This is a genomic window from Corynebacterium sp. ACRPZ, assembly GCF_022346205.1.
In the GTDB taxonomy this organism is placed as follows: Bacteria; Actinomycetota; Actinomycetes; order Mycobacteriales; family Mycobacteriaceae; genus Corynebacterium; species Corynebacterium lehmanniae.
In genome coordinates this window covers 65792-90957 of the sequence record NZ_JAKRMR010000010.1, presented here as the reverse complement: position 1 = coordinate 90957, position 25166 = coordinate 65792, and the positions used below count along the sequence as shown (strand labels likewise).

21 protein-coding genes and 1 tRNA gene are annotated in these 25166 nt (G+C 54.3%); 5 read left to right on the top strand and 17 right to left on the bottom strand.

The window, feature by feature from the left end:
- Window positions 1-13: 13 nt before the first annotated feature.
- From MHX64_RS08225 to MHX64_RS08215, 3 genes are read right to left on the bottom strand one after another with little or no spacing between them, the layout of a single operon-like run.
- On the bottom strand, window positions 14-598 hold the full coding sequence (locus tag MHX64_RS08225) for a hypothetical protein (RefSeq protein ID WP_239356466.1): 585 nt from the start codon (window positions 596-598) through the stop codon (window positions 14-16).
- Entirely contained in the window at window positions 588-2627 is a 2040-nt protein-coding gene (locus MHX64_RS08220) for a glycosyltransferase (RefSeq protein ID WP_239356465.1), read from the bottom strand. Before MHX64_RS08220 ends, MHX64_RS08225 begins: the two co-directional genes overlap by 11 nt.
- On the bottom strand, window positions 2617-3006 hold the full coding sequence (locus tag MHX64_RS08215; protein ID WP_239356464.1) for a hypothetical protein: 390 nt from the start codon (window positions 3004-3006) through the stop codon (window positions 2617-2619). Before MHX64_RS08215 ends, MHX64_RS08220 begins: the two co-directional genes overlap by 11 nt.
- A gap of 99 nt (window positions 3007-3105) precedes the next feature.
- Here MHX64_RS08215 and MHX64_RS08210 point away from each other — a divergent pair, with 99 nt between their 5' ends.
- Window positions 3106-4455, top strand: a complete 1350-nt coding sequence (locus MHX64_RS08210; RefSeq protein ID WP_239356462.1) for a UDP-glucose/GDP-mannose dehydrogenase family protein — start codon at window positions 3106-3108, stop codon at window positions 4453-4455.
- A gap of 93 nt (window positions 4456-4548) precedes the next feature.
- The gene (locus tag MHX64_RS08205) at window positions 4549-5457 is read left to right on the top strand and encodes a hypothetical protein (RefSeq protein ID WP_239356461.1); all 909 of its coding nucleotides are present in this window, start codon (window positions 4549-4551) and stop codon (window positions 5455-5457) included.
- Between the two features lie 66 nt (window positions 5458-5523).
- Here MHX64_RS08205 and MHX64_RS08200 read toward each other — a convergent pair whose 3' ends face one another.
- The 6 genes from MHX64_RS08200 to MHX64_RS08175 form a co-directional block, all read right to left on the bottom strand.
- Entirely contained in the window at window positions 5524-6711 is a 1188-nt protein-coding gene (locus MHX64_RS08200) for a glycosyltransferase (protein WP_239356460.1), read from the bottom strand.
- A gap of 40 nt (window positions 6712-6751) precedes the next feature.
- Window positions 6752-8668 carry a hypothetical protein gene (locus tag MHX64_RS08195; RefSeq protein ID WP_239406327.1) on the bottom strand — a complete coding sequence of 639 codons (1917 nt, stop codon included), beginning with the start codon at window positions 8666-8668 and terminating at the stop codon, window positions 6752-6754.
- A 53-nt stretch (window positions 8669-8721) separates the two neighbouring features.
- Window positions 8722-11397, bottom strand: a complete 2676-nt coding sequence (locus MHX64_RS12090; protein WP_239356458.1) for a glycosyltransferase family 2 protein — start codon at window positions 11395-11397, stop codon at window positions 8722-8724.
- Window positions 11394-11780, bottom strand: a complete 387-nt coding sequence (locus MHX64_RS08185) for a hypothetical protein (protein WP_239356457.1) — start codon at window positions 11778-11780, stop codon at window positions 11394-11396. Before MHX64_RS08185 ends, MHX64_RS12090 begins: the two co-directional genes overlap by 4 nt.
- Before the next feature lie 2 nt (window positions 11781-11782).
- A complete protein-coding gene (locus MHX64_RS08180; protein WP_239356456.1) occupies window positions 11783-13147 on the bottom strand; it encodes a hypothetical protein in 1365 nt (454 codons plus the stop codon).
- Window positions 13148-13365: 218 nt separating this feature from the next.
- Window positions 13366-14094, bottom strand: coding sequence for a DUF6270 domain-containing protein (locus MHX64_RS08175; RefSeq protein ID WP_239356455.1), 729 nt, complete (start codon window positions 14092-14094; stop codon window positions 13366-13368).
- 160 nt (window positions 14095-14254) lie between these two features.
- Between MHX64_RS08175 and MHX64_RS08170 the strand changes: the two genes are divergently transcribed.
- Together MHX64_RS08170 and MHX64_RS08165 are read left to right on the top strand one after the other, a co-directional pair.
- On the top strand, window positions 14255-15118 hold the full coding sequence (locus MHX64_RS08170) for an ABC transporter permease (RefSeq protein ID WP_239356454.1): 864 nt from the start codon (window positions 14255-14257) through the stop codon (window positions 15116-15118).
- Window positions 15108-15923, top strand: coding sequence for an ABC transporter ATP-binding protein (locus tag MHX64_RS08165; protein ID WP_239356453.1), 816 nt, complete (start codon window positions 15108-15110; stop codon window positions 15921-15923). Before MHX64_RS08170 ends, MHX64_RS08165 begins: the two co-directional genes overlap by 11 nt.
- Here MHX64_RS08165 and MHX64_RS08160 read toward each other — a convergent pair.
- The 6 genes from MHX64_RS08160 to wecB form a co-directional block, all read right to left on the bottom strand.
- Window positions 15920-17815 carry a glycosyltransferase gene (locus tag MHX64_RS08160; protein WP_239356452.1) on the bottom strand — a complete coding sequence of 632 codons (1896 nt, stop codon included), beginning with the start codon at window positions 17813-17815 and terminating at the stop codon, window positions 15920-15922. The genes MHX64_RS08165 and MHX64_RS08160 overlap by 4 nt on opposite strands.
- Before the next feature lie 45 nt (window positions 17816-17860).
- On the bottom strand, window positions 17861-19138 hold the full coding sequence (locus MHX64_RS08155; protein WP_239356492.1) for a glycosyltransferase family 4 protein: 1278 nt from the start codon (window positions 19136-19138) through the stop codon (window positions 17861-17863).
- A 136-nt stretch (window positions 19139-19274) separates the two neighbouring features.
- The gene (locus MHX64_RS08150) at window positions 19275-20573 is read right to left on the bottom strand and encodes a glycosyltransferase family 4 protein (protein WP_239356450.1); all 1299 of its coding nucleotides are present in this window, start codon (window positions 20571-20573) and stop codon (window positions 19275-19277) included.
- Window positions 20574-20612: 39 nt separating this feature from the next.
- Window positions 20613-20686, bottom strand: a tRNA-Ile gene (locus MHX64_RS08145).
- Window positions 20687-20748: 62 nt separating this feature from the next.
- Complete coding sequence (gene wecC, locus MHX64_RS08140) at window positions 20749-22032, bottom strand: UDP-N-acetyl-D-mannosamine dehydrogenase (RefSeq protein WP_370642090.1); 1284 nt, start codon at window positions 22030-22032, stop codon at window positions 20749-20751.
- Between the two features lie 88 nt (window positions 22033-22120).
- Window positions 22121-23284, bottom strand: coding sequence for a non-hydrolyzing UDP-N-acetylglucosamine 2-epimerase (gene wecB, locus MHX64_RS08135; protein ID WP_239356448.1), 1164 nt, complete (start codon window positions 23282-23284; stop codon window positions 22121-22123).
- Between the two features lie 117 nt (window positions 23285-23401).
- On the opposite strand from wecB, the gene MHX64_RS08130 reads away from it, so the two are divergent.
- Window positions 23402-23674, top strand: coding sequence for a hypothetical protein (locus MHX64_RS08130; protein WP_239356447.1), 273 nt, complete (start codon window positions 23402-23404; stop codon window positions 23672-23674).
- On the opposite strand, the gene MHX64_RS08125 is transcribed toward MHX64_RS08130, so the two are convergent.
- The gene (locus MHX64_RS08125; RefSeq protein ID WP_239356446.1) at window positions 23671-24588 is read right to left on the bottom strand and encodes a Ppx/GppA phosphatase family protein; all 918 of its coding nucleotides are present in this window, start codon (window positions 24586-24588) and stop codon (window positions 23671-23673) included. The two genes, MHX64_RS08130 and MHX64_RS08125, sit on opposite strands and share 4 nt — an antisense overlap.
- Window positions 24585-25148: a DUF501 domain-containing protein gene (locus MHX64_RS08120; protein ID WP_239356445.1), complete on the bottom strand. Its 564-nt coding sequence runs from the start codon at window positions 25146-25148 to the stop codon at window positions 24585-24587. Before MHX64_RS08120 ends, MHX64_RS08125 begins: the two co-directional genes overlap by 4 nt.
- Between the last annotated feature and the right edge of the window lie 18 nt (window positions 25149-25166).

Below are 25166 nucleotides of genomic sequence, written 5' to 3'. Positions count from 1 at the left end.
TAACCCCGCGTCTTTAGCCAAGCGAGATTCCTACTTGTCTTAGTAAAGATGATATCCCCTGAGTCATTGCGCTCGAACCGCAATCAAGAACAATCTCGGCTAAGTCGAGCTCTTCGGCCAGTAGGACCGAGGTTGCCAACTTCGCTGTAGGAAATTCATCTATCTTCTCAAACACGTCCGCGTTGGTCGAAACAACGAGACCCGAGGTGGACTTAAGGCTTCCGTTCCAAGTTGAGCCACTCAGAACAACTAAAGTTTTGGCGCCCGCCTGTTCGAGGCGATCAGTAACCGTCACTGTGTTTGAGCCCCGGAAGATTGGTTTCGGATAATATTCAATGGGGCCGGGAAAGAAGTCCATGCCCGCATGCGCGCTGATGGCTGCCGCGGTGTTGGGTCCCATTTTTTGTGGCACTACAAACTCTCCACCACACCAACCTCCGAAAATGAGATACAGCGCAACCGCCTCAAGTTCTGGGTTGATTTTCTCCGGGAGGCCATCCAACAGCCAGGTTCTCGCGGGCGGTTCAGCGTCGTACTCCGTCAGCTCAGCCGTATAGGCAATTTGATGATGTTTGTTTCGGCTCCTGCTAATCCGCATTTTCGCTCTCCCAGTACTCATTTCCGAAGATCATCCAATCAGAGTCTTCGGTTACAGCTCGCTCAACTTCCTCAGCATCACACACCTGTACCTCCCAGGGGAGGTTCTTTACCCCGGAAGTATCACCGCGTCTGACCAAAATGAATTCCTTCTGAAGGCCCTCATTTGCGATTACACTGTCGACACTCTTGAGAAGCAGTTCGACCTGATTCATGCTATTTAACGCCGATTCTTCACGGACTGCCTTAGCAGACACTGTGAAATCAAGGCCAGCTTGTCGAGCAGACACTATGTCGCTAAAAGTAGCGTTTCTCACCACCGCTAAGGGGGCGACTGATCCATCCTTAGTCCCGAGCGACACCTCAGCCTGGACCAAATCACCGTCCCATTTTTCGGGTAGCGGCGCATTGGCTGGTGCCGCCAGAATCAGGTCGCGATTCGCTAAGTGGTCTGGGAGAAATAGGTCCGCGTCCTTAAGCATCTCTTCCCGTGGGGCAGTTTGAGGATACTCGCCCGCTTCTTTTGCAGCGTTCGCGATATTCTTAAGATCGCCTGGATTGAGACGCCATTGGATAAACTTCAGAGCCGAACTCGCGCTCGCAAGCTGACGATCGGTATCAGTTACGGTTACTTGCCTGCTATGCATGCGTCTAAATGTCACCGGTTTTCCGACATGCGTGAGCTTTAGACCCGAGCGGAGAAGCCGAAGCATGATGTTGTTGTCTACGCCACTAGTCAGCGTTTCGTCGTACTTGAGACTCCGAATAACGTCGGTTCGCAGCATCCACGTGCTGTGCCCTGGTGCTGTACCGTTCGCCATCGCTGTCTCAATCGAGGGCTTCTTCGAAACGATCAGCTTTAACTCTCCCGTTGTATCGTCGAAGTTGACAAACGAACCCACGTTGCCCACCGTCCCAGGGACCAAACCGCCGATGTGCCATTCCAGCCGACGTGGGTGCATTAAATCATCGTCGTCTAGCACAGCGGTGTAGATTCCTCGGCTCTTCTCAGCAGCGAGGTTTCGTGCTGCTGAAATGCCCGCATTTTCCTGCCAATAGTATCGGATCCGCTCGTCGCCAAACGCCTCCACTACCTCCTTGGTGTTGTCATCGCCGCCATCGTCAACGATGACAATCTCAAAGTCCTGCATAGACTGAAACAGCACCGATTGGATCGATTCGCCAATTAGGTCAGCACGGTTGTGAGTACATATGGCGACTGTCACCAGCGGCGGAGCGTCTAAGGGTTTGTGATCCCACTGCAGATAATTGCGCACAAAGGATTCATCGTTGTAAACGATGTCGCGGTTCCTCTGCACCGTAGCCCGCCCCTCTTCGGTCTGGTCTACGATCGCGCGCGTCGAAGGATGCCACATGTGGTACATACGCACATCCGGGTCGTTAACCCAAACGGTTTTGAAACCCGCACGGCGGGCCCGCTTGGCAAAGTCGAGATCTTCCCCGCCATAGGTATGAAACCGCTCGTCAAAGCCACGGATTTCGAAGAATCCGCGACGAGAAATCGCCATCATTCCGCCCATTCCCCACCGTGGCCGAAGGCGAGAGTTACGCTCCATTTCATCCCACGCAGTGGGGTTCGCAGCTACCCATTCATCATCCATCCCCTCGGGCAGATCACGACACTGCAGGAAGTAAGCCGCTTGCGGCTGGGCAATTGCCGTTTCCACGATCTTCTCGAATGCTTTTGGCGTGAACACCATATCGGCGTCAGTAGAAACAAGTAATTTGCCGTCGCTAATCGCAAAACCCGCATTTAGCGCACGAGAACGTGACCAAACTTCAGTTCCGGCGGTGTAGACATATTTGCAACCGAGTTCCTTCGCCAACGACTCGTTGACCTTAGGATCGATCGATCCATAATCAGAGATGATCACCTCACCGTTGAATCGACCGAACGAACGTTGGATGCTATCAACCGCGAGTCGGATGCGCTGCAGCCCCCAGTCTCGGAACCCGATAACAACTGAGACGTCTATCGGCTTCATGGAAGTTTGGTCTTTAGCCGTCATTAATCGTGACTCCGATCTGCGTAAGTTTATTCATTTTAGACCAGGGAGCCTGAATCTGCAGGTCAATGCCATTAATGTGCGCAACTTCTGCCTTTTTGGCCCACCGCAAAACTTCAACTGTCAATTTGGTAGCGCCGTCTGGGAGATGAAAAAAACTTGTAAACCCCGTCCGACCGACGCTCTGACCTCGGTTATATAAGTAAATAGCGTCGAGCGCGTGAGAGAAATGTAGATTCAGCTCCTTAGCCAGGTCTCGTGTCATATCGACGCCTGCGAAGCTAACCTTAAGTACATAGTCTTTTGGGTCAAGGGAACCGTCCGCTCGGATAGCAAAGCGAGCTGGCACCTCCGTTAGGGTTAACGGGAATTCTACTTGCATAAGTCTCAATCTACCGTAGAAACGTCCGTAATCGGACATAGGCAACGACTGCCGAATCAACCTCTATAGCCAATGAACGAACTGCTATTCTGACCTGTTATGCGGATGACTGTGATTGGCACTGGTTACCTTGGGGCGACGCACGCTGCGTGCATGGCTGAACTCGGCCACGAGGTGCTGGGGGTAGACGTTGACGAAACCAAGATCGAGGCACTGAAGAACTCCAAGGTGCCGTTCTACGAGCCGGGCTTGCCCGAGGTGCTCGAGCGCAACATCGACGCAGGACGCCTTGGCTTTACGACGGACTACGCCGAAGCCGCCGCCTTCGCGAACGTCCACTTCATCGGTGTGGGCACCCCGCAGCAGCGCGGCTCCTACGCAGCCGACACCCGCTACGTCGAAGCCGTCATCGACGACCTGGTGCCCCAACTCGAAGGCGAGCACCTGATCCTGGGCAAATCCACCGTCCCGGTCGGCACCGCCGCCGCCCTGCAGCAGCGCGCCGACAAACTCGCCGCCGCCAACGGCAACAAAGCCCAAGTCGAGATCGCCTGGAACCCGGAGTTTCTGCGCGAAGGCTACGCGGTCAAAGACACCATCGAGCCGGACCGCATCGTGCTAGGCCACCGCGCCGAGAACTCCCGAGCCGAGGAGATCGCCCGCGAGGTCTACGCCACCCCGCTGGAAAACAACACCCCGTTTATCGTGACGGATTTGCAGACCGCGGAGCTGGTGAAGGTCTCCGCCAACGCTTTCCTCGCCACGAAGATCAGCTTCATCAACGCCGTTTCCGAGGTGTGCGAGAACGTTGGCGCGGACGTGACCCAGCTGGCGGACGCCATCGGCTACGACGACCGCATCGGCCGTAAGTTCTTGGGCGCCGGTCTGGGCTTCGGCGGTGGGTGCCTGCCCAAGGACATCCGCGCGTTCATGGCGCGCGCCGGCGAGGTCGGTGCTGACCAAGCTTTGACCTTCCTGCGCGAGGTGGATGCGATCAACATGCGCCGCCGCCAGCGCGTGATCGACCTGGCGCGCGAGGAGCTCGGCAGCGTGATCGGCCGCAACATCACCGTGCTCGGTGCCTCGTTCAAGCCGAACTCGGACGACGTGCGCGACTCGCCCGCGCTCGCCGTGGCCGGCCAGCTCTCGCTCGCCGGCGCAAGCGTGCGCGTCTACGACCCACAGGGCATGGACAACGCCCGCAAGGTCTTCCCCACCCTCGACTACGCCGTCAGCCTCGAAGACGCCCTGCGCGGCGCGGAACTGGTCATCCTCGCCACCGAATGGCAAGAATTCAAGGACATGGACCCGCAGTGGGCGGCGGAGCTCGTCAACAAGCAATTGCTCATCGACGGACGAAACGTCCTCGATATCAATCCCTGGCGCAGTGCCGGATGGACAATCCACGCCTTGGGCCGGATGGCCGCTCCAGCATCCCGGAACTCCTAGCACAGACCTCGACACGAGCTTGGTTAGTATTGAGCACAAATCACCCCTCGGTCTTTAGATAGCTCAAGGCTGGCCACACTGAGAGAGCATTTAATGAGCGCATATCCACGTAACGCGAAACGCTACAAGGCAAACGTGTTTCAGCACGAAGGCATCACCGATTTCGGATCCAAAGCAGTCCGTAACGGGATCCACCAGATTGCTTACGGCAATGGCCTCCTAGAAATCTTCATTGAAGATCACTTTGCCGACACCACAATCGTGTTCTTTCACGGTTCTATCCCTGCGAAGAAGATCACGCTTCCTGTGTTCACCGGTATTAATGTGGGGCGCACAACTGGAGCAAACATAGTTCTTGTGTCGGACTCAACTCTCGAAACCGGCGCAAACCTTGCTTGGTACGCCGGTGACAGGAACCGTGCCCTACAAAAGGACCTACCACTTATGTTGGAAGCCGTTTTTCGTTCAATGGCTAGCCACAAGCACGCAATTTTCTATGGAGGCTCCGGAGGCGGATTCGCTGCGCTCTACTATGCCAGCTGTTTTGACGGGGCGCTGCCGATCGCTGCCAATCCCCAGACATCGATAGCTAAGTACCTCGAACCCGCTGTTCTGAACTTCACACGGCGCGCTTGGAAGTCCGATGCTCTTGAAGGACTTCCAATCACCTGGGATCTGTGCGACTTCTACTCCAACGTTTCACCCCGTCCTATTCTGTACTTGCAGGCAATGGGCGACGCTCATGTTGAGCTGCACCTTTCTCCTTTCCTTGAAAAGATTCCAGAAAGAGAGCAGGTTCATGTTCTAAAGCTCTTTAATGGCAAAGGACACAACCCACCCTCTCGGGATTTCGTGGAGGAGTTGCTATTTAAGGCGGTCCGCGTGAGTGGGCAGTGGGATCTGCTTTGGCCTTCGTTGCAAACGGACAACTCAAGCACTGGACCCGAACTTGTAGTACAGCACGATGAATATCTGGAAAGCTTAGGCACGGACGAGGACTAATAAGCTTTCCCGGAGCAACGTGGTGTTTGACACTCGTTGGCTCCGGGAATCTTGGGGTGGCTCGATCTAGCGCACGGTGAGTTTAAACTCCCACTTCTTCAACACCTTTTCAGCGTCCCGATCAACCACTTCCAGTCTCAGGTTCCACACCGCTGAGTTAAAAGCACAGAGGAAATCAAATTCCCCGGTGCGCTCATCTACCTCCACCGTCTTAAATAGCCTGTAGTTAAGGCTGCTGCCCGCTACCGACAGGTTTAACCGGGTACCAGGGGTGGCCACTCCCCTGAAACGAACTTTGCCCTTTTTGACCGATGCGGGGGGAATCACAGGATCCAGCAAGTAGAGGAACGGGGTCTTCGGATCAAAAATGGCGCTATTGGTCTTTACGATTTCGCGTTTCAGCTTATCGATCTCAGAGAACAGCTCCCGAATTCGCGTGGTTTCGGGCATGGACCTGCGCCACGTCAATCCCAACGTAGGCTTCGCTGTACGCTGAAAATCCTGCCATTCGGTCAACCCTTCGATATTTAACCCGAACTCACGCGCCAATTCCTCTCCAACGGGTGCCCATTCCCGGATTCGCTTTTGGCGCTCCTCGTAGGACCCGTCGGCTTGACGGTGAACCGTATAAAGGAAGTGCCTCCCTTTACCAAGAACCGACGTTGATTGAAATCCGAATCGTTTAGCGTTGAAGAGCGCCTTCGTGTGATTGTGCCAAATAACCCGACGGACTTCAGCGAGGGTTCCATAGTAGTAGGTGTTACTGGTCTGATTAGGAGACGTCCATTCACCATATGCAGCACCAGGCGCATCAAGCATGTAGCCGTCGGCCAGGGAAATAACTGCAGGCCGTCCCATATCGTCAACGGTATTAAGCGCGATTGTAAACGCATCGCGGGACACTGCGTCATCATCGTCGATTCGAATTACGAGTGCCCGTCGATCATCGCCCGCAACCGACCGCACGGCATTAAGGCCAGCACGGTTCGCCTCAATTGAGGTTCGTACAAATTGAAGGTGGACAGATCCTGCGCCGCCGGCTTCGTCGATTGCTGTGCGCAGAAATTCAAGAGCTTCAGCCGGCATATCTTCATCAAGCAGAATGAACCAATGGAACTCATGCCCCTCAGCTGCTTGCAAAACACTCGGCAACGTTACAGCTTTGAAAAGACCGAGTCGAGGGACCCACCAGTCAAGATCGAAGATTCCGATTCCGCATTTAGTAAGTGCGATTACAGGAACGGATGTACTCAAGATGCAAACCTCTTCTTAAACTTTTGGAAATTAGCTACTGCTACGGATGATTTGGTGAGTTGGGCCAATCCGAGCGTAGGTCTGGACTAGAGTCTCCGATTGTGCGGGGATATAGTTTGCTGTCTTCAATTCGAAGTCGAGTCGCCCTTGACCATGATTCAGCCCCCTTGACTTTCTTCAGGAAGTTCAATTCTACAAGCACCTCATCTTCCGGCGAGATGTTGTCAACAGAGAAGCTAATGGGCACGCCTTTTTCCGCACCGTCGATAGTGAAGCACGACTCCCCATTAATCCTAACTCCCCAGTTGAAGTAGCCTTTTGCAGAAGGACTGCCATAGGGAACCAAGACCCGGAAGGAGAGGGTCCCTGGCTCGTCCACAGGCGCAAACTTAATCCGTATCCCGGCGCCGGGTCCCACTTGAGACTGCGGCAATCTGTACTCGGCCTGAGGCTGGACTATTTGACTATTTCCTTTGCCGTCAAAAATAGAGGCTTTGCCCAGCATCCGGGTTGCCTGAAAGCGCAGATCGCGCCAATCTTGATAGAGCGTCTGTGCAGAGTTGACCGGCGGCCAATTCAGCTCAGGAGCATTTCTATCAATTAAGTCCCGTATAACGAGGCCTTCCGTGATTTCATCCTCAGGAAATGAGCTCATCAAGTCACGAATGCGCCGGTTTCCGGCAGGGATCCAGGTGTCGAACGCTGCATCAAGCTCATTGTTAATTTCGCCGAGCCACTTACCGTGCCTCAACTCCCAATACATCATGAGCTGTCTGTTATACCCATGCAAATTCGAACGGTACCCTAAAAGCTCCATTCGTTTTTCAATGTCATCCGGAAATCCGCTTTGAGCCTTGGAGACGGCGCGGTCAAATCCCGGCCCCAGTTGCGCCATTCGCGCCAACTCAATCGCATTACCCCGAATGTTCAGCCAGGTCCCACTCGCAAACTTTTGCCGGTAAGAGGCAACCAGATGATGGCCGTGCTTCCCATAAGTATTTTTTTGAAGCAACCCTGCCAATTCGCCACTGACTTTGGATTGTTTGGTCACGTCAAAAAAAATGTGCTCATTAAAGCGCACCGACTCAAGTAGGTCCCGAACGATGCGATCATCGGCAATCATGGTTCGACGAAAATAGGTTCCACCACCTCCGGCACCGTCACCAGATGGGACACCGTAGGTATAGCCTTTCAGCTTGTGCCAGTAGGGTTTGGCCATTGCAAGGACTAGTCGGCTGTCTATTCCGCCACTGATCGAAAAAGCAATATTCGGGAAAGCCTCGAAATAGGTCTTCTGGGCGCTCTTCCAGATGCGCTCGATCTCACGATACTTTTCTTCTCTATCAACGTCCCAGAATCCGTTCTCTTCTCGCGGATAGAATCGGGAGACCTTGAATTCTGGTACCTCCAAGACAAAGTTAGGGAGGAGATTGAAAACGCCTTTGATTGGCGTGAAATCTGCAGCCCATTGAAGTTGTCGCGTACCTTTGGTGACATCGTATTTTTTGAATGTTCCCAGCTCGTCCACGAGATGGAGGTGCGACGCAACTAGACGTTCCTGGTCGGAATAGTAGACAGTGCGCGCTCCGATGGCGTCGTTGTACACGTACGTTTGTCCTGCAAGATGTAAAACGATGACGTACCTCCCGCTGAGGAAATCAAGCTCCTCTTCAAAATCCTCTTTAGAAGACTGAGCACGTTCAAACAAATATCGCGCAGCAGGTAGGCCCTCGCCCTCGGGCGACGTGAGTGCCCAGTGCCCTCTAATCAATAGGAAGCTTTGATCGAGCCCTTGCACTAGCTCTTCCGCGACGATGTTGTCACTCCACCAGAAGAGCCCATTCGGGAGCTCTCTTTGAGTGAATTTCCGAATTGCTCCCAGATCATTTTCTGAAAGAACAAATCCACCTACGTATGGATCGCGGTGTCTTGATATCACGCGAGACTCATCCTTCATTTCCAACGGGACTGTCTGATCATTGAGGTCATTATTGGATCTGCTGGATCTGCTCACAGGCTTGAATCCTCTTCTGCCTCAGCCATCAAGCTTTGGAACTGCGGGCTTTCCGTTACCCGAGGGCCATACATTGAAGCAATCTCGTGAATACGCGAGATGCTCTCTGCCCGATCCTCGCCAACAACGTCTTTCAGCTTCACCAAGTACCACTTCTCAAGGAACGCCATAAATCGCGTGTCGGAGTAGTGGTCGATAAGGCCGATCTCCTTCAACCAGGAAGATCGAGACTCCTCTAGCGGCAAGTATTTTCTATAGAACTTCGCCGAAATAGAATTCACCGTCGAGTTGGCAACCTCCGCATAGTAAACGTGCACCGGAGTGGGTACGACTGCGATGTTTTCGGCGTAGTACAGCATCTGCTGGAAGAAGTACGAGTCTTGTCCGACAGCGCCCTCCGGCTGCTCAATACCAGTGCTGCGGAGCCAGGCGGTATCAGCGATGAGTGCTTGGATACTCATCGGCTGATACTTGGCTGTAGCCAGTAAGTCGCGGTTATTGCCACCCAGGTGGTAAGTCCCCTCTCCGCTTCGTTTGATTCCAGCTGCCTTAAGAGACTTCTTGAGGTGCCACGAATTGTTGATGACGCTTCGAGTTCCCTTGAACTTCACCATGTTTCCAAGTGCGAACGAGAGTGGCTCAGAGCGCATTAACTCAAGAAGCTGGATATAAGCATCTTCCACTTGTTCGTTGTCCGGATCTAGGTAAGTAACGAACTTTGTGCGCGCGAGCTCAAGGCCCTTGTTCCGAGGACGAGAAGCGCTACCCGATCCCCCTGGTGGGAACCGGAAAACTGAGACATTCTCGTAAACCTGCTCAAGCACGGCTAATGCATGAAGCGTTTCCTTGTCCGTCGACCCGTCGTCGACCAGAAGAATTTCCGCCGTTGAGAATACGGAGCTCCTCCGCAATGATTGGAAGCACTTGTGAATCAGGAATCGGCCGTTGTTGTAGACCGGCACAATTACTGTCAGATCCTTTGCCTCCGGCGAAGAAACTATTGTATTTGCAACCGCAGCGGTTCTCACCAAAATCGCCCGCCCAATGGGGGTGGTGTTAAAGGTCTCCCCCGGCTCCAGCCAAAAAACCTGCAGGGTCGACCTCGGCCCCGGCTCCACGAATTCATAACAAGTCCGCGGGTCATCTACTGGGCAAAGCTCTACTGCGTCGGCGTCGCTGTAGCGGAAAGCCGCAACCGCATCTGCAACCAAAAAAGGAGAATTGAGCGATAGGTTGTTGGCGAAGACGACGACATCGCCATCCTTGCTGCCTTGTGTTTTTGCAAGCTCGTCTCGAGTGACCCATTCAAAGTCGAAGTCTCCGTCTTGAGAAGCCACGAAGTCCGCGAAGTTTTCCTCATCATCAGCGACAACGAGAATGCGATGCTCAGTTCTAGTGTGCGGCACTCCAACCACATCGAGGATTTGATCGACTCGTTCAAACGCAGTGTCATTGAGGAACACGTCTCGGATGCCGCTCGCTCGACCGTAGCGGAAATACTCCGTGCTCAAGTTATCAACGAACTGCTGAGCGTCTATCTCAGAATCGACGATTGCAACATACGGGTATAGGGAATTCACTCCGTTGCTGTAGTTAGATAAAACGGTCGTACCGGTCGCCAGTAGCTCTACAACGCGATTGGCAAACATGGTTGAACTCGCCGTAACTGAATTCAGGTTTACACCAAAAGGGAGAAGCCGTTGAATGCGATGAACGTCTTCGTGCGAGATCGGTCTCCGCAGATGCGGAAGAAAATCATCCGGGTAGTTATAACGGGATAGATCGCTTTTGAAGTCGCTCTGATCCAAATCCGCATTGCGGTCGAAAATCGACAGGTCGAGGTGGGAATCCTGGACTCCCTTAAAGATTTTCTTTGCCGCTTGTGCACGAGACTTGTATTTGTGCGAAAGCCACGATCCCGCAAAAATTACATCGTTACCGTCGAATCGCTCACTTCCAACGGGATTGGTTCGCTCGAAGTTGACCGCGAAACGCAAGGCCTCGACCGGTGTTCCATCACCCACCGCTTCCTGGTACTTGGGCACCATTTCTTCAGCGGACGTGAAAATGAAGTCCGCTTCCTTCGCAAGACCAAGGAACTTCGCAAAGTTTGGCGGGTCTTCCTTCGAATAAAAAACGATCGGGATGTCAAGCGACCGAGCAAGCGGAGCGGCCTTTTCGGAGAAGAGCCGACGCCCTTCAGAATTCGCCCCACCGAACCCATGCCATTCGTCCTCCAACCCTCTCCAAGCGGAAACTACGAGCAAGAGGTCCAAAGTCGGAATCTCTTTGTCCAAGTTCTCCGGGGTCAAAGGCACAAAATCGGCCGCAACTCGGAGAGACTCGTAAAGAAATCTATCGGCGATGATGCCGATCCGAACGTTCCTTCGCTTGTCCCAGCGCTGTCGGAGTATAGCTGGCAAGGAACCAGCCTCTGTCAACATCTCGTCTAGTCGTTGCGAAAACTCGCTGTTATAAAAGTCCACGCGCTGTTCGTAAGCGTCGCGAGAATTAGTGGGATCCAAAAAGACGTGCTTGCCCGACAGAGCATCGCGGTATGCCAGCGTGTGAGTGTATGAGCGTAGGTCCCGGGATGCCGACTTGGTTGCTTCGGCTTTAGCTTCCAGCTCAGCCAGGCGATCTAACTGCTTTTGTACGGCCGCGTCCTTCACTTCTTTGCCTTCCTAAAAGTGCTTCTCATTGCCCAATACTTTTTCTTAATCTGCAAAACCCCTCGCGGTACGTCTTTGCCGCGCAATGATTTTGGTAGGAATGGCAAGCCAGCGCGCTCTTCGTCGGGAATGCCGAGCTTCTTTTCCAGGACGCGGACTCGCTGTTTTAATTCCGCAATCTTCCGATCTCGCTTTTGAATTCCGGCAAGGAGTTTTCTATCCCGATCAATCTCAAAGAGCAGAGCATCGCAGGTCTCCTCTAGTTCGACGGTCAAACGCCGAACTTGATCAGCTACGTCTTGAGATGATTCGAAATCGTCAACCGGTCGCACTTGTTTTGCCACGCCGCTAATACCTTCTCTTTGACATTCGAGTTCGGACACACTCAGCGATATTGCTGGTCAATTCTATCCAAAATGATCTTATAGACACGCTTACTTAGGCGCTCATTTAGGGATTGCTCCAGCATCGGCACAAGAATCCTCCTAGTATTAAAAGGCAATATTACATCGGCTGCCATTTCATATTCCGCGTAACCGCCGGCAGCCCACGAGCTCAATCGGCTTTCCCAGTAGAACAGATCAAACGGGTGGAAAGTCGCTTGTTCACTCATATCAAGCTGGGTGTAATCGACGTACGAATCGAGGTAACGCACCAGTTCGACATTCTCTGAAAACGAAGATTGCGTGAATTTCTTTGCGAGACCGTGTGCATTGAGAAGTGATGAATCCCTCTCACGGTAGAAAACCGTGCCAACCTCCGGCCCAAGCAAAATCGCCACCTGGCCGTCATGGTCAAGTTCGTTATAGAAGTTTTCCGCCAACGCGGGGAATCGTGCCCACCCTGTAAACGTCTTTGCATAGGTTTTTCTGAAGCGACTGGACTTATCGGACGGCTTCAAATCCATTACCAAAAACCGCAAATCAGACTCCACGGCTAGGCGGCTAGCCGCTATCAGGTCATTTCTGGAGTGGGATGGGTTCTTATCGAAGGAGTGGTAGGTGAATGCAATCGCATTCAGTGCATGCAGTCGATCGAGGGTCGCTTTGAGAAACACTCGCGAATCCCAGCCCGCGGTCAACCCGAAATAGAAAGGCCTTCTCCTATCTATTCCGAGCTCGAGTTGGCGGTTGAGCTCTTCCTCCACCTGACGTGCTGTTTCGAACGCGTCACGTCTCTTTGGTGAGTAGCCCTCCGAAGGGAAGAACCGAGAATGCTTTGCCTCGTTATTGTTCACCGTCAAGACACAGTTCGCCGTGACCATTGAAACTGCATCGTGCGGCGCCATTGCTCCGGGCAGCCACTTTCCAGCGGGGCTCTTGTAGTCAGGGTGATTTAGAAACGAACGCGACCTGTCTGTAGCCACCGCATCGATAGCGCGTGCGGTCAGAGTCGAATGTGACGATGCGACAAAACCACGCTCCGTTACGGCCCAGAAACATGACCGACTTGCGGTCGCATCTCCGTAGATTCTCATGGTCTCCCCGTTGACCATGAGAATTACAAACCTGCCTCCGAGCCACGTGACATACTCGTCCAATGCACGAAATTCCGAGCCGCTGCTCGCCGCTTCTATGAGCCTGCGACAAATTTCGGAATGGTTACTCGAATGCAAATCTGAATCAATCGCTGTGCCGATGAGGACCGCAGCCCACTCGAAATCGTCTGGTGCACAGATTTCTACGGGCAACCGCTCGTCATGCCAGAGATCGAGGTCACGGATGGAAAGATGTTCCCACCCGCTAGGCACAAAATGCGGCTCCTCACCTCTAGAAATGAGGTATCCCCTACCAAACGGTGTTACCTCATCATCGATTCTGCGAAATCGTGGAACCAAGGCAGCGCCTCGAGACGATCTACCACGTTGCCGGTACGCGGAAACCTTCGTTTTCACCGGTCTCACACGTCGGTATAACGACTCAAAAGGCCACCAAGCGGCGACGCACTTCAGACTGCTGCGAATGGGCATTATGCCAATTTCCCCATTATGGTTTCCCGGAAAACGTCATATACGCCTTCAGTGTAGTGAAACGGCGCAGGCCCCCACTTGTGCTTGGAATCAGCAACTGTATCTTGCATCCGCAGAACCTCAAATCCGTTTGCCTCCGCGAAGTCCCAGTACCGCCGGTAGATCGCGTTATACGCACCAGCCTTGACTGCCTCAAACAATCCAACAGTCTCACCAGTTTCATCAACCAAAGCCCAGTCAGGAGCTAACAGTAGCGTCTTTTCAACTAGCCCGTTCTTTTGGAGCACGTCTTTGAACTGGAGGAATCGCTCCTTCCATATTCGGAAGTGGTCCTCTTCGCCGAAGTCGATATGGGGGACACCAGTAGTGATGCTGCTGTAGTTCTCCATCCGCCTGAACTCTCCGCTGTCTGTAACAAACGTGTCCACATCGAATTGCCAAGCGCCGAGCCGTTCAACATTCAAATCCCACAGCACCAGGTCGACTTCCGAATTTTCTTCGACATCACGAAATAGCGAGCCTGCAAGATCAGCTTCGAGCATTCGACGCTGAAATTGACTGCGCAGGTCGACTTTGGGAACTAGTTTCGTTGCATCAGTGCCGGCAGAGATGAAGGATTGACGCGCTACGTACCGCTTGAGCTCAAGGGACTTTCCTAGAAGGGGGTCGACCGTGTCGCGACTAACGCAGCCGCCAACAATGAGCAGACTGTATTTCGGTGATGTCACTTCTGTCCTCACGCACTAGAGCAAACTGGTTGTAATCGAAAAAGTTTGAATAATCCTACTAGCACCCAACTCATTTCCCTTTTTAGGACGATCGGCGAAAGAAGTCTAGATTATGGTCGTGCATTACAAACCCAACGCGAATTGTTAGCTGAGGAAAAACGTGAGTACGGTGCAACAAAATGTCATCGAGGTCGATGACACCTATTTGAGGAGACTTAGCGCCAGGCCAGGCCTAGGCAGATATCTCGCACAACTTTGGCAACGCCGCCATTTTATTTGGGCTGAGGCTAGGAACAAGGCTTTTTCACGAGGTAGAGACATGTACCTCGGGCGGGCGTGGATTGTGCTTCAACCGATTCTTGATACCGCCGTTTACATCCTTGTCTTTGGTGTTGTCCTCAACATCTCAAAGAATATTGACTATTTCATTGGGTACCTGGTTATCGGTGTTATTTTCTTCAACTTCATCACTAGAGGCCTGAATTCTGGTGCTGGATTGATTCAAAGCTCGAAAGGAATGATCTCGTCATTCTCATTCCCGAAGGCGGCGCTCCCCATCTCGCTGACTGTCAAGCAGCTGCTTGACAACATCGCGCCAGCGATCGTCGGTCTTCTCATTGCGTTTTTGTACCACGGGCTGACGCCTAGCCCTGCGATCCTTACGGTGCCCGTCTTTTTCCTGATGATCCACTTGTTCTCTCTAGGAGCAATGTTGATCGTCGCAAGAATTACGGCGTTCATTCCCGATTTGAAAGCCCTTGTGTCTACTTTTACTCGCGGTTTGTTCTTCGTATCAGGCGTGTTCTTCGACATCCACCGATTCGATTCGAATGAGACCATTCAGTCCATCATGCTCGCAAATCCCGCCTACCAGTTTTTAACAGCGGTACGCGAAGCAACCATTTATCAAACCGTTCCTCCCCTCGGCCGGTGGCTCTATCTCGCTGCTTGGACATTTGGTCTACTCATTATCGGTTTGATCTTCTTCTGGGAAGCTGAAGAAAGGTACGCGCGTGTCCGGTAAACCAACCGTTGTAGTACGAGATCTGTCTAAAACCTACCGCCTGACGTCTTCGGGCTCTATCCGTGGACTCGGAAGGAAGACCACATCTGTCGATGCCTTGAAGTCCGTTTCGTTCGTCTCCTACCGAGGCGAGTCAGTCGGCATTTTAGGCAAGAACGGCTCAGGCAAATCTACCCTGCTTCGGATCATCGCCGGAAACGAGTCTCCTACGTCTGGACTCGTACGTGTATCTGCTGAGCCACGGCTCCTGGGCGTGTCAGCCGCCCTTCAAGGCGCTTTGACTGGAAGGGAAAACGTAAGACTCGGCTTGCTTGCCATGGGACTGCATCCTGACGAAGTTGCGCAACTAGAAGACTCCGTAATCGAATGGGCCGACTTAACGGATTCAATCGATCGGCCACTGCGTACCTATTCCTCAGGTATGTCTGCCCGTCTGAAGTTCTCCATCGCAACATCAGTGCGTGCCGAAATCTTGCTCGTGGATGAAGCTCTGTCCACAGGAGATTCAACCTTCACCTCAAAAGCTAAGAAACGAATGGATTCATTCCTCGAGGAATCTGGCACTGTTTTCCTTGTATCGCACGGAGCAAAGACGATTCAGGACAATTGTTCACGTGCGCTGTGGCTTCACGAGGGCGAAATCATCGCAGACGGCCCCGCCGAGTCGCTTACGAAGCGGTACAGAGTGTGGAGTAACCGAGCAGCCACAGGAAAGGACGACGAGGCTAAGAAAATCATTCGCGAAACAGCGGCTTCCTATACCCCTCCCACTATCCGTCTTTCCAGCGAAACAGCCTCCCGCTAACACTCGACGTTGAGTATGCCCGATCCGATCGCAATTACTCGGGCATTTGCAAAGATGACTTCGTCGTCGACTTCCCAAGTGTGCGCTACTGAAGGCGATCGCATCTGGACGAAGTTAAAGCGGTCCGCGGAATAGATGGTGTATCCGTTCTTGACCGCACCGTTGAGAAAACCCGTGTCTTCGCCCTTGGTGCGATCCGGAAACGCCAACCCTTCAGTTACCTGGCGGCGCCAGACTAGTGTCGGACCTGCCACAAAATCCGTGAAACACATTTCGTGGTCTGGATTCCTGAGCAAAAAACTGTCCGACTGCCCATGGTGCAAATACGATGCCCGCTTACCTACGATGTCGGCGCCAGAATACTCAAGTGCGTTGATCTGATCCCGCAGGTAGTTTTCAAAATAGAGGTCGTCGTCATCAAACTTGGCCATGAAGTCGCCGGTTGCTTCGGCCGCCAAGTGGTTCATACATTTACCGAGGGACCAAGACTTTGGCGCTTGAAAGACCTGTCCTGACACCCCCTCAGGAAACTGCGCTCTGACGGCCTCCGGTTGTTCGTCGATTCCATGAAGCATCATCATGAGCTCAACTTCGACATTACGTTGCCGCGCAACCTGTGAGAAGAGATGACTCAACTGTTGCGGGCGGTTTGTCGAAGCCAGAATCGACACCTTTGGTCGTGCATCGCTTTGCTTCTCAACCAATCCGATCGAACTAAGAAGAGTGAAGGCGCGATCGGTGTAGGTGTGATTCTCCCAAATTTTCCGTTGTGCCCTGTGGCTGATCCGGTCTCGGACTTCTGGAGAATTAACGATGCGTCGAAGCAGATAGCTGCCCCCCTCCACATCGCGGATGATTGGGATCTCATCCTCGCTAAACATTTCATGTAAAGCAACACTGTCGGTTGAAACGACCACCGCACCAGACGCACCCGCTTCAAAAATACGACGGCTGCACATCGTAGGGCTTTGTGTGATCGTGTTGACGTTGAGAACAACTTTGAACCTTTTGAAGGCCGACAACATCTTGTTGTACGGCAACGCACCTTCTACATAGCGCTCGTATTCTGAGGGAAACTGGTATTTATCTTCTTTTCCTGCAAAGCGGGAAAAGATTACTAAACCGTCCTTAAGGCTTCGAGATGCTCGCACCGCAGCGTCTAAAACAAGTGCGATCTGTTGTTGGCGCGATTCGAATTTATGCGCAAAATACGTGCCGGCAAATGCAATGTCGCCCCGGCGTTCCTCCCCGGCTTTCAAAATCGGGTTATGAAGAACCGGCTGAGCAGCGAACGGTAGGACGCCCACTTTTGCACTTGGCAAAGCGGCCTCATACTGCGGGACCAGGTTCGCGTCTGTCGTGAACACGAAATCGAACAATTCCGCCGTTTTGATGAAGTCGTCGAAGTGAGCCGGATCTTCCTTATTCCAGAACACCGTCGGAATGCCACTAGCTTTGCACCAATCCACCAATTCCTTCAGCGCTGGAGATGGCGCGTTTTCTCCAGTCAGCTGATACTGCCATTTTCCTCCATTGCCGTTCCACGCGGATTCTACGAAAAGTAGCTCGAATGGCCGCTCGTCGCTTTGTCCATTGAGTACAAACTCGCCAGGGTTCACTGGACGCAGGTCAAACTCGTATCCCCACGCTCGTTCGGAAAACTCATCCAGAATCGATCCAACCGTTACGTTTTGAAAAGGTTTTCTCGGGTTGATCGCAGGAGTGATCTCTTCAACGTCAGACCACTCACCAAAAGACCTCGGGGCAATGCGTCGCGACAGAGCGAAGGCAGCCTTTTCTGCTGCTTTCCGCGCTCCCTGCTTTCGCATAACATTCACGAAGCGCACCATGTCGCCGCCCACCGAACGCGCTTGTTCTTGAAATTTGACCATCGCGGTTACTCCTTTACATTTTGGCGTCTATCGTCTCATTCTGAATTACGCGTCAGGCGAAAGTGTCTCCTCGTAAGCTTCGATCAGTCGTTCAGCACTGGACCGCCATGTCCGTGTTTCCAAGAAGGCCTCCAGCCGATGACCATAAAAGTGGTCTGGTTCCACAAGTGCCTTCCTAATCGCGTCGCTCAACGCTTCGGGATCATCGGGTGGAACATACAAAGCCAACTCACCAGTGGCTTCCCTAACCGCGGGAAGGTCGGAGGCAACCACTGGAATCTTCATTCCCATTGCAAGCAGCGGCTTAAGCGGGGTGACTGCCCTGCAAACTTCGTAGTCACGTCGTGGCAACACAAACACGTCTAACGCAGCACACCACAAAGGAATAGCTTCTGGGTCTTGCTTGCCTGCAAAGACGACGCGATCTGCTAAACCCCTCTCCTCTACTAAATGTTGTAGGGCAGGCAGCTCAGAGCCGCTACCGACTATCAATGCTTTGGTGTCGTCATCAAGGAACTCCAAGGCTAAGACAAGCGAATCGAGCCCCTCATAGTCAACAACCGAGGTGATTGTCCCGACTAGTTTTGTGCTCGACGGAATCCCGATCTTTTCTCTTGCGAAGTCCCTGGTGGGGGCTTCTATGACCTCATTACGATCGAACCCATTCGGAACAACGTAGATGTTGTCCTTTGGAACTCCGCGTTCTTCAACGCGACGCCGTGATACGTCGCTGAGCACAAGGACTGCAGAAGCAGCTTGCATAGCTTGGGTTTCGCGTCGTCTGAACTCTGCGAGAAATTCCCTACTTCTTTGCCTCGAGTTCTCTAACTCCAATGTCTTATCGCGCTCCCCACGCACTTCGTAAACCCATGGGATTTCAAGGATCCGTGCGACCTCGCTGATCAAGCTCGCATTCCTGAAGTCTGTCGTTGTGTGCAGCAGGGTGATATCAAGCTGCCGCGCCATCTCTACAAGCAAATTAATGGCTTTACGGCGATTCTGAGCTCTCTGCAAAGACATTCGGCTGGGCAGCAACAAGAAGTAATTAATGTCATCAACGGATACGGAATTCCGTGTGGGAACCACGCCAATTGTCGCCGGATATCCCATTCTTGTAGCTGGGTAAACAGCTACATCTTGCCGCCTAAGTTCTTGGAGAAGCTTTTGCGTACGCACCGTGTATCCACTGACTGTGTACGGCTGCGCACTATTGACCAAATACAGGACTCGGGCTTTGTCACTAGGCTGCCGAATATCTGATGGGAAAATTGGATCGTAAAAGTCTTGCCAGGAGGTTGTGTCCGGAACTCCCGCTCGAGACATGCTCCCCAAGGGAACAGGCAATCTGAAGCCACATTCCTGGAACTTTCGGCCAATTTTTACGGAGACTTTCTGTAGAAACGGCATCGGTCCCGACAAGAAGTCCGCCGCCATCGCAGAGAAAAATAGCTGGCAGTACCTAGCTGGATGCATTGTCATCCGATGCTTCGATCTGCTGCAGTATCTGAAGCAATCGCACAGGCGTGATTTCTTCACGCTCTCGGATCACCCAATCACGGCCGGTGGTTCCGACACTAAGACGCTTTGGGTTATTTCCGAGCGACACCCACAGGTTTGCGAGCGCCAATGGATCCTGCGGTGCGACTACGTCTCCACCGCCCAGACTTGAGATTAGATCAGCGGCCTCCCCCTCCACAACCCCCGAAATATGAATCCGGTTAAAAAGTAACTCATACGTCTTGGACGGCACTGTGCGTCGCAGCGGTTCCCATTCGGCCAAATGCACTAGCGCTGTGTCAGCCCAGTCGTAATAGGCGTTCAAAAGTTCTGCTGGTTTCAGCCGAATAAAACGCGCGTCGACTCCAAACGCCTGGGCTTTTTCCTGAAGCAGTTCACGGGCTGCACCCGCGCCAACAAAAATCATATGAACTTGGAGCCCCTGTTGTTTGGCCAGCTTGGCAGCTTCCAAAGCGTTTTGCAGGTTTTGCGCGCGGCCTATAGTTCCTGCGTACAGTACGTTTAAATGGCCGCTCTTGCGGTGACTCCCTCTATCTTCCGTCGGCTGGCTAGCTACTGGAAAGACATTTCGAATTACCACAACTTCGGGGCTATTTCCTCGCGTAGACAATTCACGGCGAGACTCCAAAGAGGCTTTCAAGGTGCTCGAGGTGACTAAAATCGCCCTTGCTCCCCGCAGGAGAGAATTCAGTACCTTTGTGGACACTCGAGTGACGAGCTGAAGAGGTCCGTTCTTTGCCAGCTTCTCTCGGATCGACGGGTCCCCGACTTCAGCATTCCAAGACGAAGCTTGCCCCATGAGGTCTGGCCATGCATCTCGGAGGTCGATAACGTAGGGGCGATCGAAAATTTTCGCGGCCACCCACGTAACCCCCGCGGTTGGCAAAGCGGGAACCGTCCCTATAACAAGATCCGGCTCAATCTGCTTCCTGTTCCTAATGAGCGTGCGAACTTGCGAAAGAGCAATCAGGAGCTGGCTAGCAGCCTTCGACGTTATCGAATCGCCTACCCGGTACGCGGAACTACGGAAGATAGTCTCGCCTTTTGCCCCTTTATAAGGCATCTTCCGCGTCTGTGTACTGTCACCCGTGGTGTCGACAGAACGACTGTTCCGCGGTGGCGGTGCAACGACGCAAACTTCATGCCCGGCATCGATGAGCATTTTTGCAAGCCAAGACCAACGTCGTTGCGGCACTCCATTTTCTGGGTACCAATACTGGGTGACGAGAAGAATACGCACGTCCTCGCCACCTCCGTTCGACTATGGGCTGAATGATTGTGGGGCCAGCGGGGCTCGAACCCGCGACCAGCGGATTATGAGTCCGCGGCTCTAACCGACTGAGCTATAGCCCCTAGTGCGGCTCCGGAACTCTTGTTCCTAGAGCTGCAGTCCTTAGGCGTAAAGCACGAGTGCGTTAGCGCCAAATGCCTCTAGTATCAATCACAGTCTTTCCATTGAGCAAATCCTGGTCGACGCCAACAAACTCTCGGTGGTCCACAAGAAGGACTACGACGTCCGCGTCTTCGATGGCCGTGGTGAATTCGGCCAATTCGATGTTCTTGTGCACGGCGAGACGGTCGGGCAGGGAATCTACGTTCGGTTCCACAACAGAAACCGTGGTTTCGGGATTTCGTTCAGCCAACTGCTCAACGATGCCCAGCGCCGGCGACTCTCGAAGATCGTCGATATCCGCCTTGAATGCGATACCAAGAGCTGCAACCTTTTTATTGTCAGACTTGCTGAGCGCCTCTTCTACCTTGTCCAGAACGAACGACGGCTTACCATCGTTGATCTCTCGTGCCTGGCGAACAATCTTGGCTTCCTCCGGAACGGCGGAAACGATGAACCATGGATCGACAGCAATGCAGTGTCCGCCGACGCCCGGACCCGGCTTGAGGATGTTGACACGTGGATGGTGGTTGGCGAGCTCAATCAGCTCCCAGACGTCGATTCCAAGACGGTCGCTGATGAGAGAAAGCTCGTTCGCGAAAGCGATATTCACGTCTCGGAAGGAGTTCTCGGTGAGCTTCGCCATCTCTGCGGTCGTCGCATCCGTCGTTAGCAATTCGGCGGTGCAGAACGTCGCGTACAAATCACGAGCAAGCTCCGTGCCCTTTGGAGTCAAACCACCGATGACGCGGTCATTGTTCTCCATCTCCTCCATAATCTGTCCCGGCAGGACGCGCTCAGGACAGTGAGCGATAAAGATGGCATTCTCGTCTTCTTCGTTGAGCGAGAGGTCGGGCCGCTTCTCAATGATGTACTCCGCCATGTTGCGAGTCGTTCCCGGAGGAGAGGTGGACTCCAACACCACGAGGGCCCCCGGACGCAGGTGCGGAGCCATCGCATCGACCGCTGAGTTGATGTATTTGGTATCGACCTCGTGATTGTCGCCCTTGAACGGCGTTGGCACGCAAACGATGTAGGCGTCCGCCTCGACCTGATCGAAACGTGCAGTAAGCAGGCCGCGTTCCACGACGTCCTTGAGCAACTCGTCAAATCCTGGTTCAACAAACGGCACTTCGCCCTTGTTGATGGACTCAACAAAGGTGGGGTTCACATCAACACCAGTTACCTTGACGCCCTTGGACGCGATAAACGCGGCGGTCGGAAGACCGATGTACCCAAGGCCAACGACGCAGACATCTTTAAACGTATTTTGCACCGCGGTGTTTGCCACTTTCATTTCCTTTCGCATGGGTCCTCTTCGAACCCGCTATCTCTGCGGCTCGGATTGTTCCATTAGAGCGTACCCTTGCCGACCTATCCCTTGTATCTAGCCTCGGCTAGTTGCCATCGATTTCTGGTTCAAATTCACCTATGCGTTCGCCGATGCCCACCAACTCGGCAATCGCGGCAACAGCTCGCTCGGCGGCTTTGCCATCACCATATGGGTTGACTGCATTTGCCATCGCTTCATAGGCCGCATCTTGGTCGAGAAGGTTCCTCGCCTCCGCGACAATTCGATCCCGGTCAGTGCCGACGAGCTTCACCGTTCCAGCCACAACGGCCTCGGGACGCTCGGTGTTCTCACGCATCACGAGGACCGGCTTTCCAAGCGACGGCGCTTCTTCTTGGACGCCGCCCGAATCTGTCAGAACGAGGTAGGCGCGGCTCATCAAAGCCGTGAACTGGTCATACGGCAGTGGATCCGTAATTATGACGTTCGGGAGATCCTCTACCTCTGGAAGAACTGCATCGCGCACCTTTGGGTTGAGGTGCAGCGGCAACGCGAAAATGTGGTCCGGATAAGACTTTGCAAGGTCCTGGACTGCCCCACCAATCTCTTTCATCGCGTCGAGGTTCTCACGGCGGTGGGTCGTAACAAGCACAAGCTTCTCATCGGAGTTCCGAAGCTCCTCTAGCCGCGAATCCTCAAACTCGACGTCCCACTCCGACGCGGCGAGCAGCGCATCAATGACGGTATTACCCGTCACAACAATGTCCTTCGAACGGAAGTTCTCTCGGCGAAGATTTTCTCGTGATTCGTTGGTCGGAGCTAAGTGAAGCGACGTGATCTGCCCGATGATCTTACGGTTCGCCTCCTCGGGGAACGGGGAGAAGATGTTACCGGTGCGCAGACCAGCCTCGAGGTGAACCACCTTCACCCCCTTGTGGAAGCCAGCAAGTGCCGCCACCATCGCCGTCGAGGTGTCGCCCTGGGAGATGATCACATCAGGCTTTTCTTCCTCGATAATCGGATCAAGCCCTTGAATTGCACGCGCCACCAACTCGTTGAGCGTTTGCCCCGGCTTCATCAGCGCCATGTCGTAGTCCGGAGTGATACCGAAGCGCTTGTTCACCTGCTCCAGCATTTCGCGGTGCTGGCCGGTCGAGACCACTACGGAATCGAAACGGTCGTCGTTCTGGAGCGCGCTCACCACCGGTGCGACCTTGATCGCCTCCGGGCGGGTGCCGTAGACGGTCATAATTTTGGGCTTGTCCGACATAGATTCCTTAAGGGTCGTTCGTCACAGGGATACTCACTACAACTTAATACAGCACCGTTAGTCAGGTGAGCCAAGAGCAGCAAACCCACTCCACTTTCCCGCTGTACTCTAGCCACCATGTACCAATACGTTGTCGGGGCCGCCGCCGGGTATGTGCTCGGCACGAAAGCCGGCCGGAAGCGCTACCACCAGATCGTCAACGCCGCCCAAGCTGTGGCCAACTCCCCGGTGACCAAACAGGTGACCGCCTCTGCTCGCCGGGCCATTGCGAACAAGATTGATCCGGAGCCGCGCATGCGCGAGGTGAAGGACCTGCGCAAGGGCAAGAAACTGCGCGGCAAGTCGGACAAGCAGATCGAGGACACGATCTACGAGCCGGATCAGGATTAGGCCAGCCCGGCGACGATCCCGTCGAGGATGTCCTTTTCGCTGATGATGAAGCTGGTAGCTCCGGCTTCGCGCTCGAAGGCGTCCATGAGCTGCTCCACCACGGTGGAACCGGAGCCGATAACGTCCGCGCGGCCGGGGTGGACGACGGGTTTCTCGCGGCGTTGCGCCGCGGTCTTGCCGCGGAGGTCAGCGGTTACTTCACGGAGACGCTCGAAGGGGATCTCCGACATGTGGATGCGTTCGGGGTCGTAGCTATCCAGCCCCTGCGCAAGCGCGGAGAGCGTCGTGAAGGTGCCGGCGCACCCCACGAACGTCTGGGCCGCTGCAAACGGAATGGTGGACGCGGCGTCGGCAATTTTCTCGTCGATAAGTGCGCGTGCCTTAGTGGTCTCCTCCGCTGTGGGCGGGTCCGTTTGCATGATGCGCTCGGTGATGCGCACACACCCCATTTGGGTGGAGATGGCGTGGCCCTCCATGACGAACTCCGTCGAGCCGCCGCCGAGATCGATCACGCAGAACGGGCCGCGGGCCGGGTCGATGTCCGCGGTGGCGCCGGCGAATGACAGCGCCGCTTCCTCCTCGCCGGTGATCACCTCGGCGACTGCGCCCGGCTGGATCTGGCCGAGCAGCTCGCGGGTCATGGCGAAGAAGTCCTCGCGGTTGGCGGCGTCACGGGTGGCGGAAGTGGCCACCATGCGCACGCGGGTGACGTGCTCGCGCTGCATCTCCTCGACGTAGTCCGCAAGTGCTGCACGGGTGCGCTCGATCGCTTCAGGGGCGAACTGGCCCGTCTCGTCCACACCCTGGCCGAGGCGGACGATGGTGTTGCGGCGGGAGACCTCGCCGGTGTCTGCGTCGTGGATGAGCAGGCGGATGGAGTTGGTGCCGCAGTCCACGGCGGCGACGCGGATCATGCCAGCCCCTCCCCTGCTTCCTCAAGGGTGATGCCGAGGTCGCCGAGCGTGGGCCAGTCGGCGGGGATGGCGGTGCCGCGCAGGTCGCCGTGTTCGGCGGCGAGTGTTACCGCTTCGGTGCCGAAGCGGACGCGGTCCGGGCCTTCGGCCAGCGCGTAGGCGATGAGGACGTGGAGGCACTTCACTCGTTCGGGCATGCCGCCGCCGGAGAAGTCGGTGCCCAGGTTCTCGATGGCGTTGCGCTCGGCGAGGAAGTGCTCGTGGGCGGCTTGGTAGTCGGCGCGGAGGCGCTCGCCTTCATCGCTGTCTTCGTTGAGGCGGTTTTCCATCCACTTCATCACCTGCGCAACCTCGAGTCGGGAGGCCTCGGCGGTCAGGCGCGGGTCGGTGAGGTAGTAGAGGGTGGGAAACGGGGTGCCGTCGTCAAGTTTGGGTGCGGTTTTCACCACGGCCGGCTGGTTGTCCGGGGTGGTGTACGCGATGGCGAGCACGCCGCGCGGGGTGCGGCCGAGCTGCTCCGCAACGGTGGCGAGTTGTTCGTCTGTGGGAGGAGTGTGCATGCGGGCCATTGTCCCACA

Bases quoted from the DNA above. Each gene is read 5' to 3' on its own strand.
- MHX64_RS08225 (WP_239356466.1), bottom strand. From the start codon at position 598: ATGCGGATTAGCAGGAGCCGAAACAAACATCATCAAATTGCCTATACG.
- MHX64_RS08220 (WP_239356465.1), bottom strand. From the start codon at position 2,627: ATGACGGCTAAAGACCAAACTTCCATGAAGCCGATAGACGTCTCAGTT.
- MHX64_RS08215 (WP_239356464.1), bottom strand. From the start codon at position 3,006: ATGCAAGTAGAATTCCCGTTAACCCTAACGGAGGTGCCAGCTCGCTTT.
- MHX64_RS08210 (WP_239356462.1), top strand. From the start codon at position 3,106: ATGCGGATGACTGTGATTGGCACTGGTTACCTTGGGGCGACGCACGCT.
- MHX64_RS08205 (WP_239356461.1), top strand. From the start codon at position 4,549: ATGAGCGCATATCCACGTAACGCGAAACGCTACAAGGCAAACGTGTTT.
- MHX64_RS08195 (WP_239406327.1), bottom strand. From the start codon at position 8,668: ATGAAGGATGAGTCTCGCGTGATATCAAGACACCGCGATCCATACGTA.
- MHX64_RS08160 (WP_239356452.1), bottom strand. From the start codon at position 17,815: ATGGTCAAATTTCAAGAACAAGCGCGTTCGGTGGGCGGCGACATGGTG.
- MHX64_RS08155 (WP_239356492.1), bottom strand. From the start codon at position 19,138: ATGTCTCGAGCGGGAGTTCCGGACACAACCTCCTGGCAAGACTTTTAC.
- wecC (WP_370642090.1), bottom strand. From the start codon at position 22,032: ATGCGAAAGGAAATGAAAGTGGCAAACACCGCGGTGCAAAATACGTTT.
- wecB (WP_239356448.1), bottom strand. From the start codon at position 23,284: ATGTCGGACAAGCCCAAAATTATGACCGTCTACGGCACCCGCCCGGAG.
- MHX64_RS08130 (WP_239356447.1), top strand. From the start codon at position 23,402: ATGTACCAATACGTTGTCGGGGCCGCCGCCGGGTATGTGCTCGGCACG.
- MHX64_RS08125 (WP_239356446.1), bottom strand. From the start codon at position 24,588: ATGATCCGCGTCGCCGCCGTGGACTGCGGCACCAACTCCATCCGCCTG.
- MHX64_RS08120 (WP_239356445.1), bottom strand. From the start codon at position 25,148: ATGCACACTCCTCCCACAGACGAACAACTCGCCACCGTTGCGGAGCAG.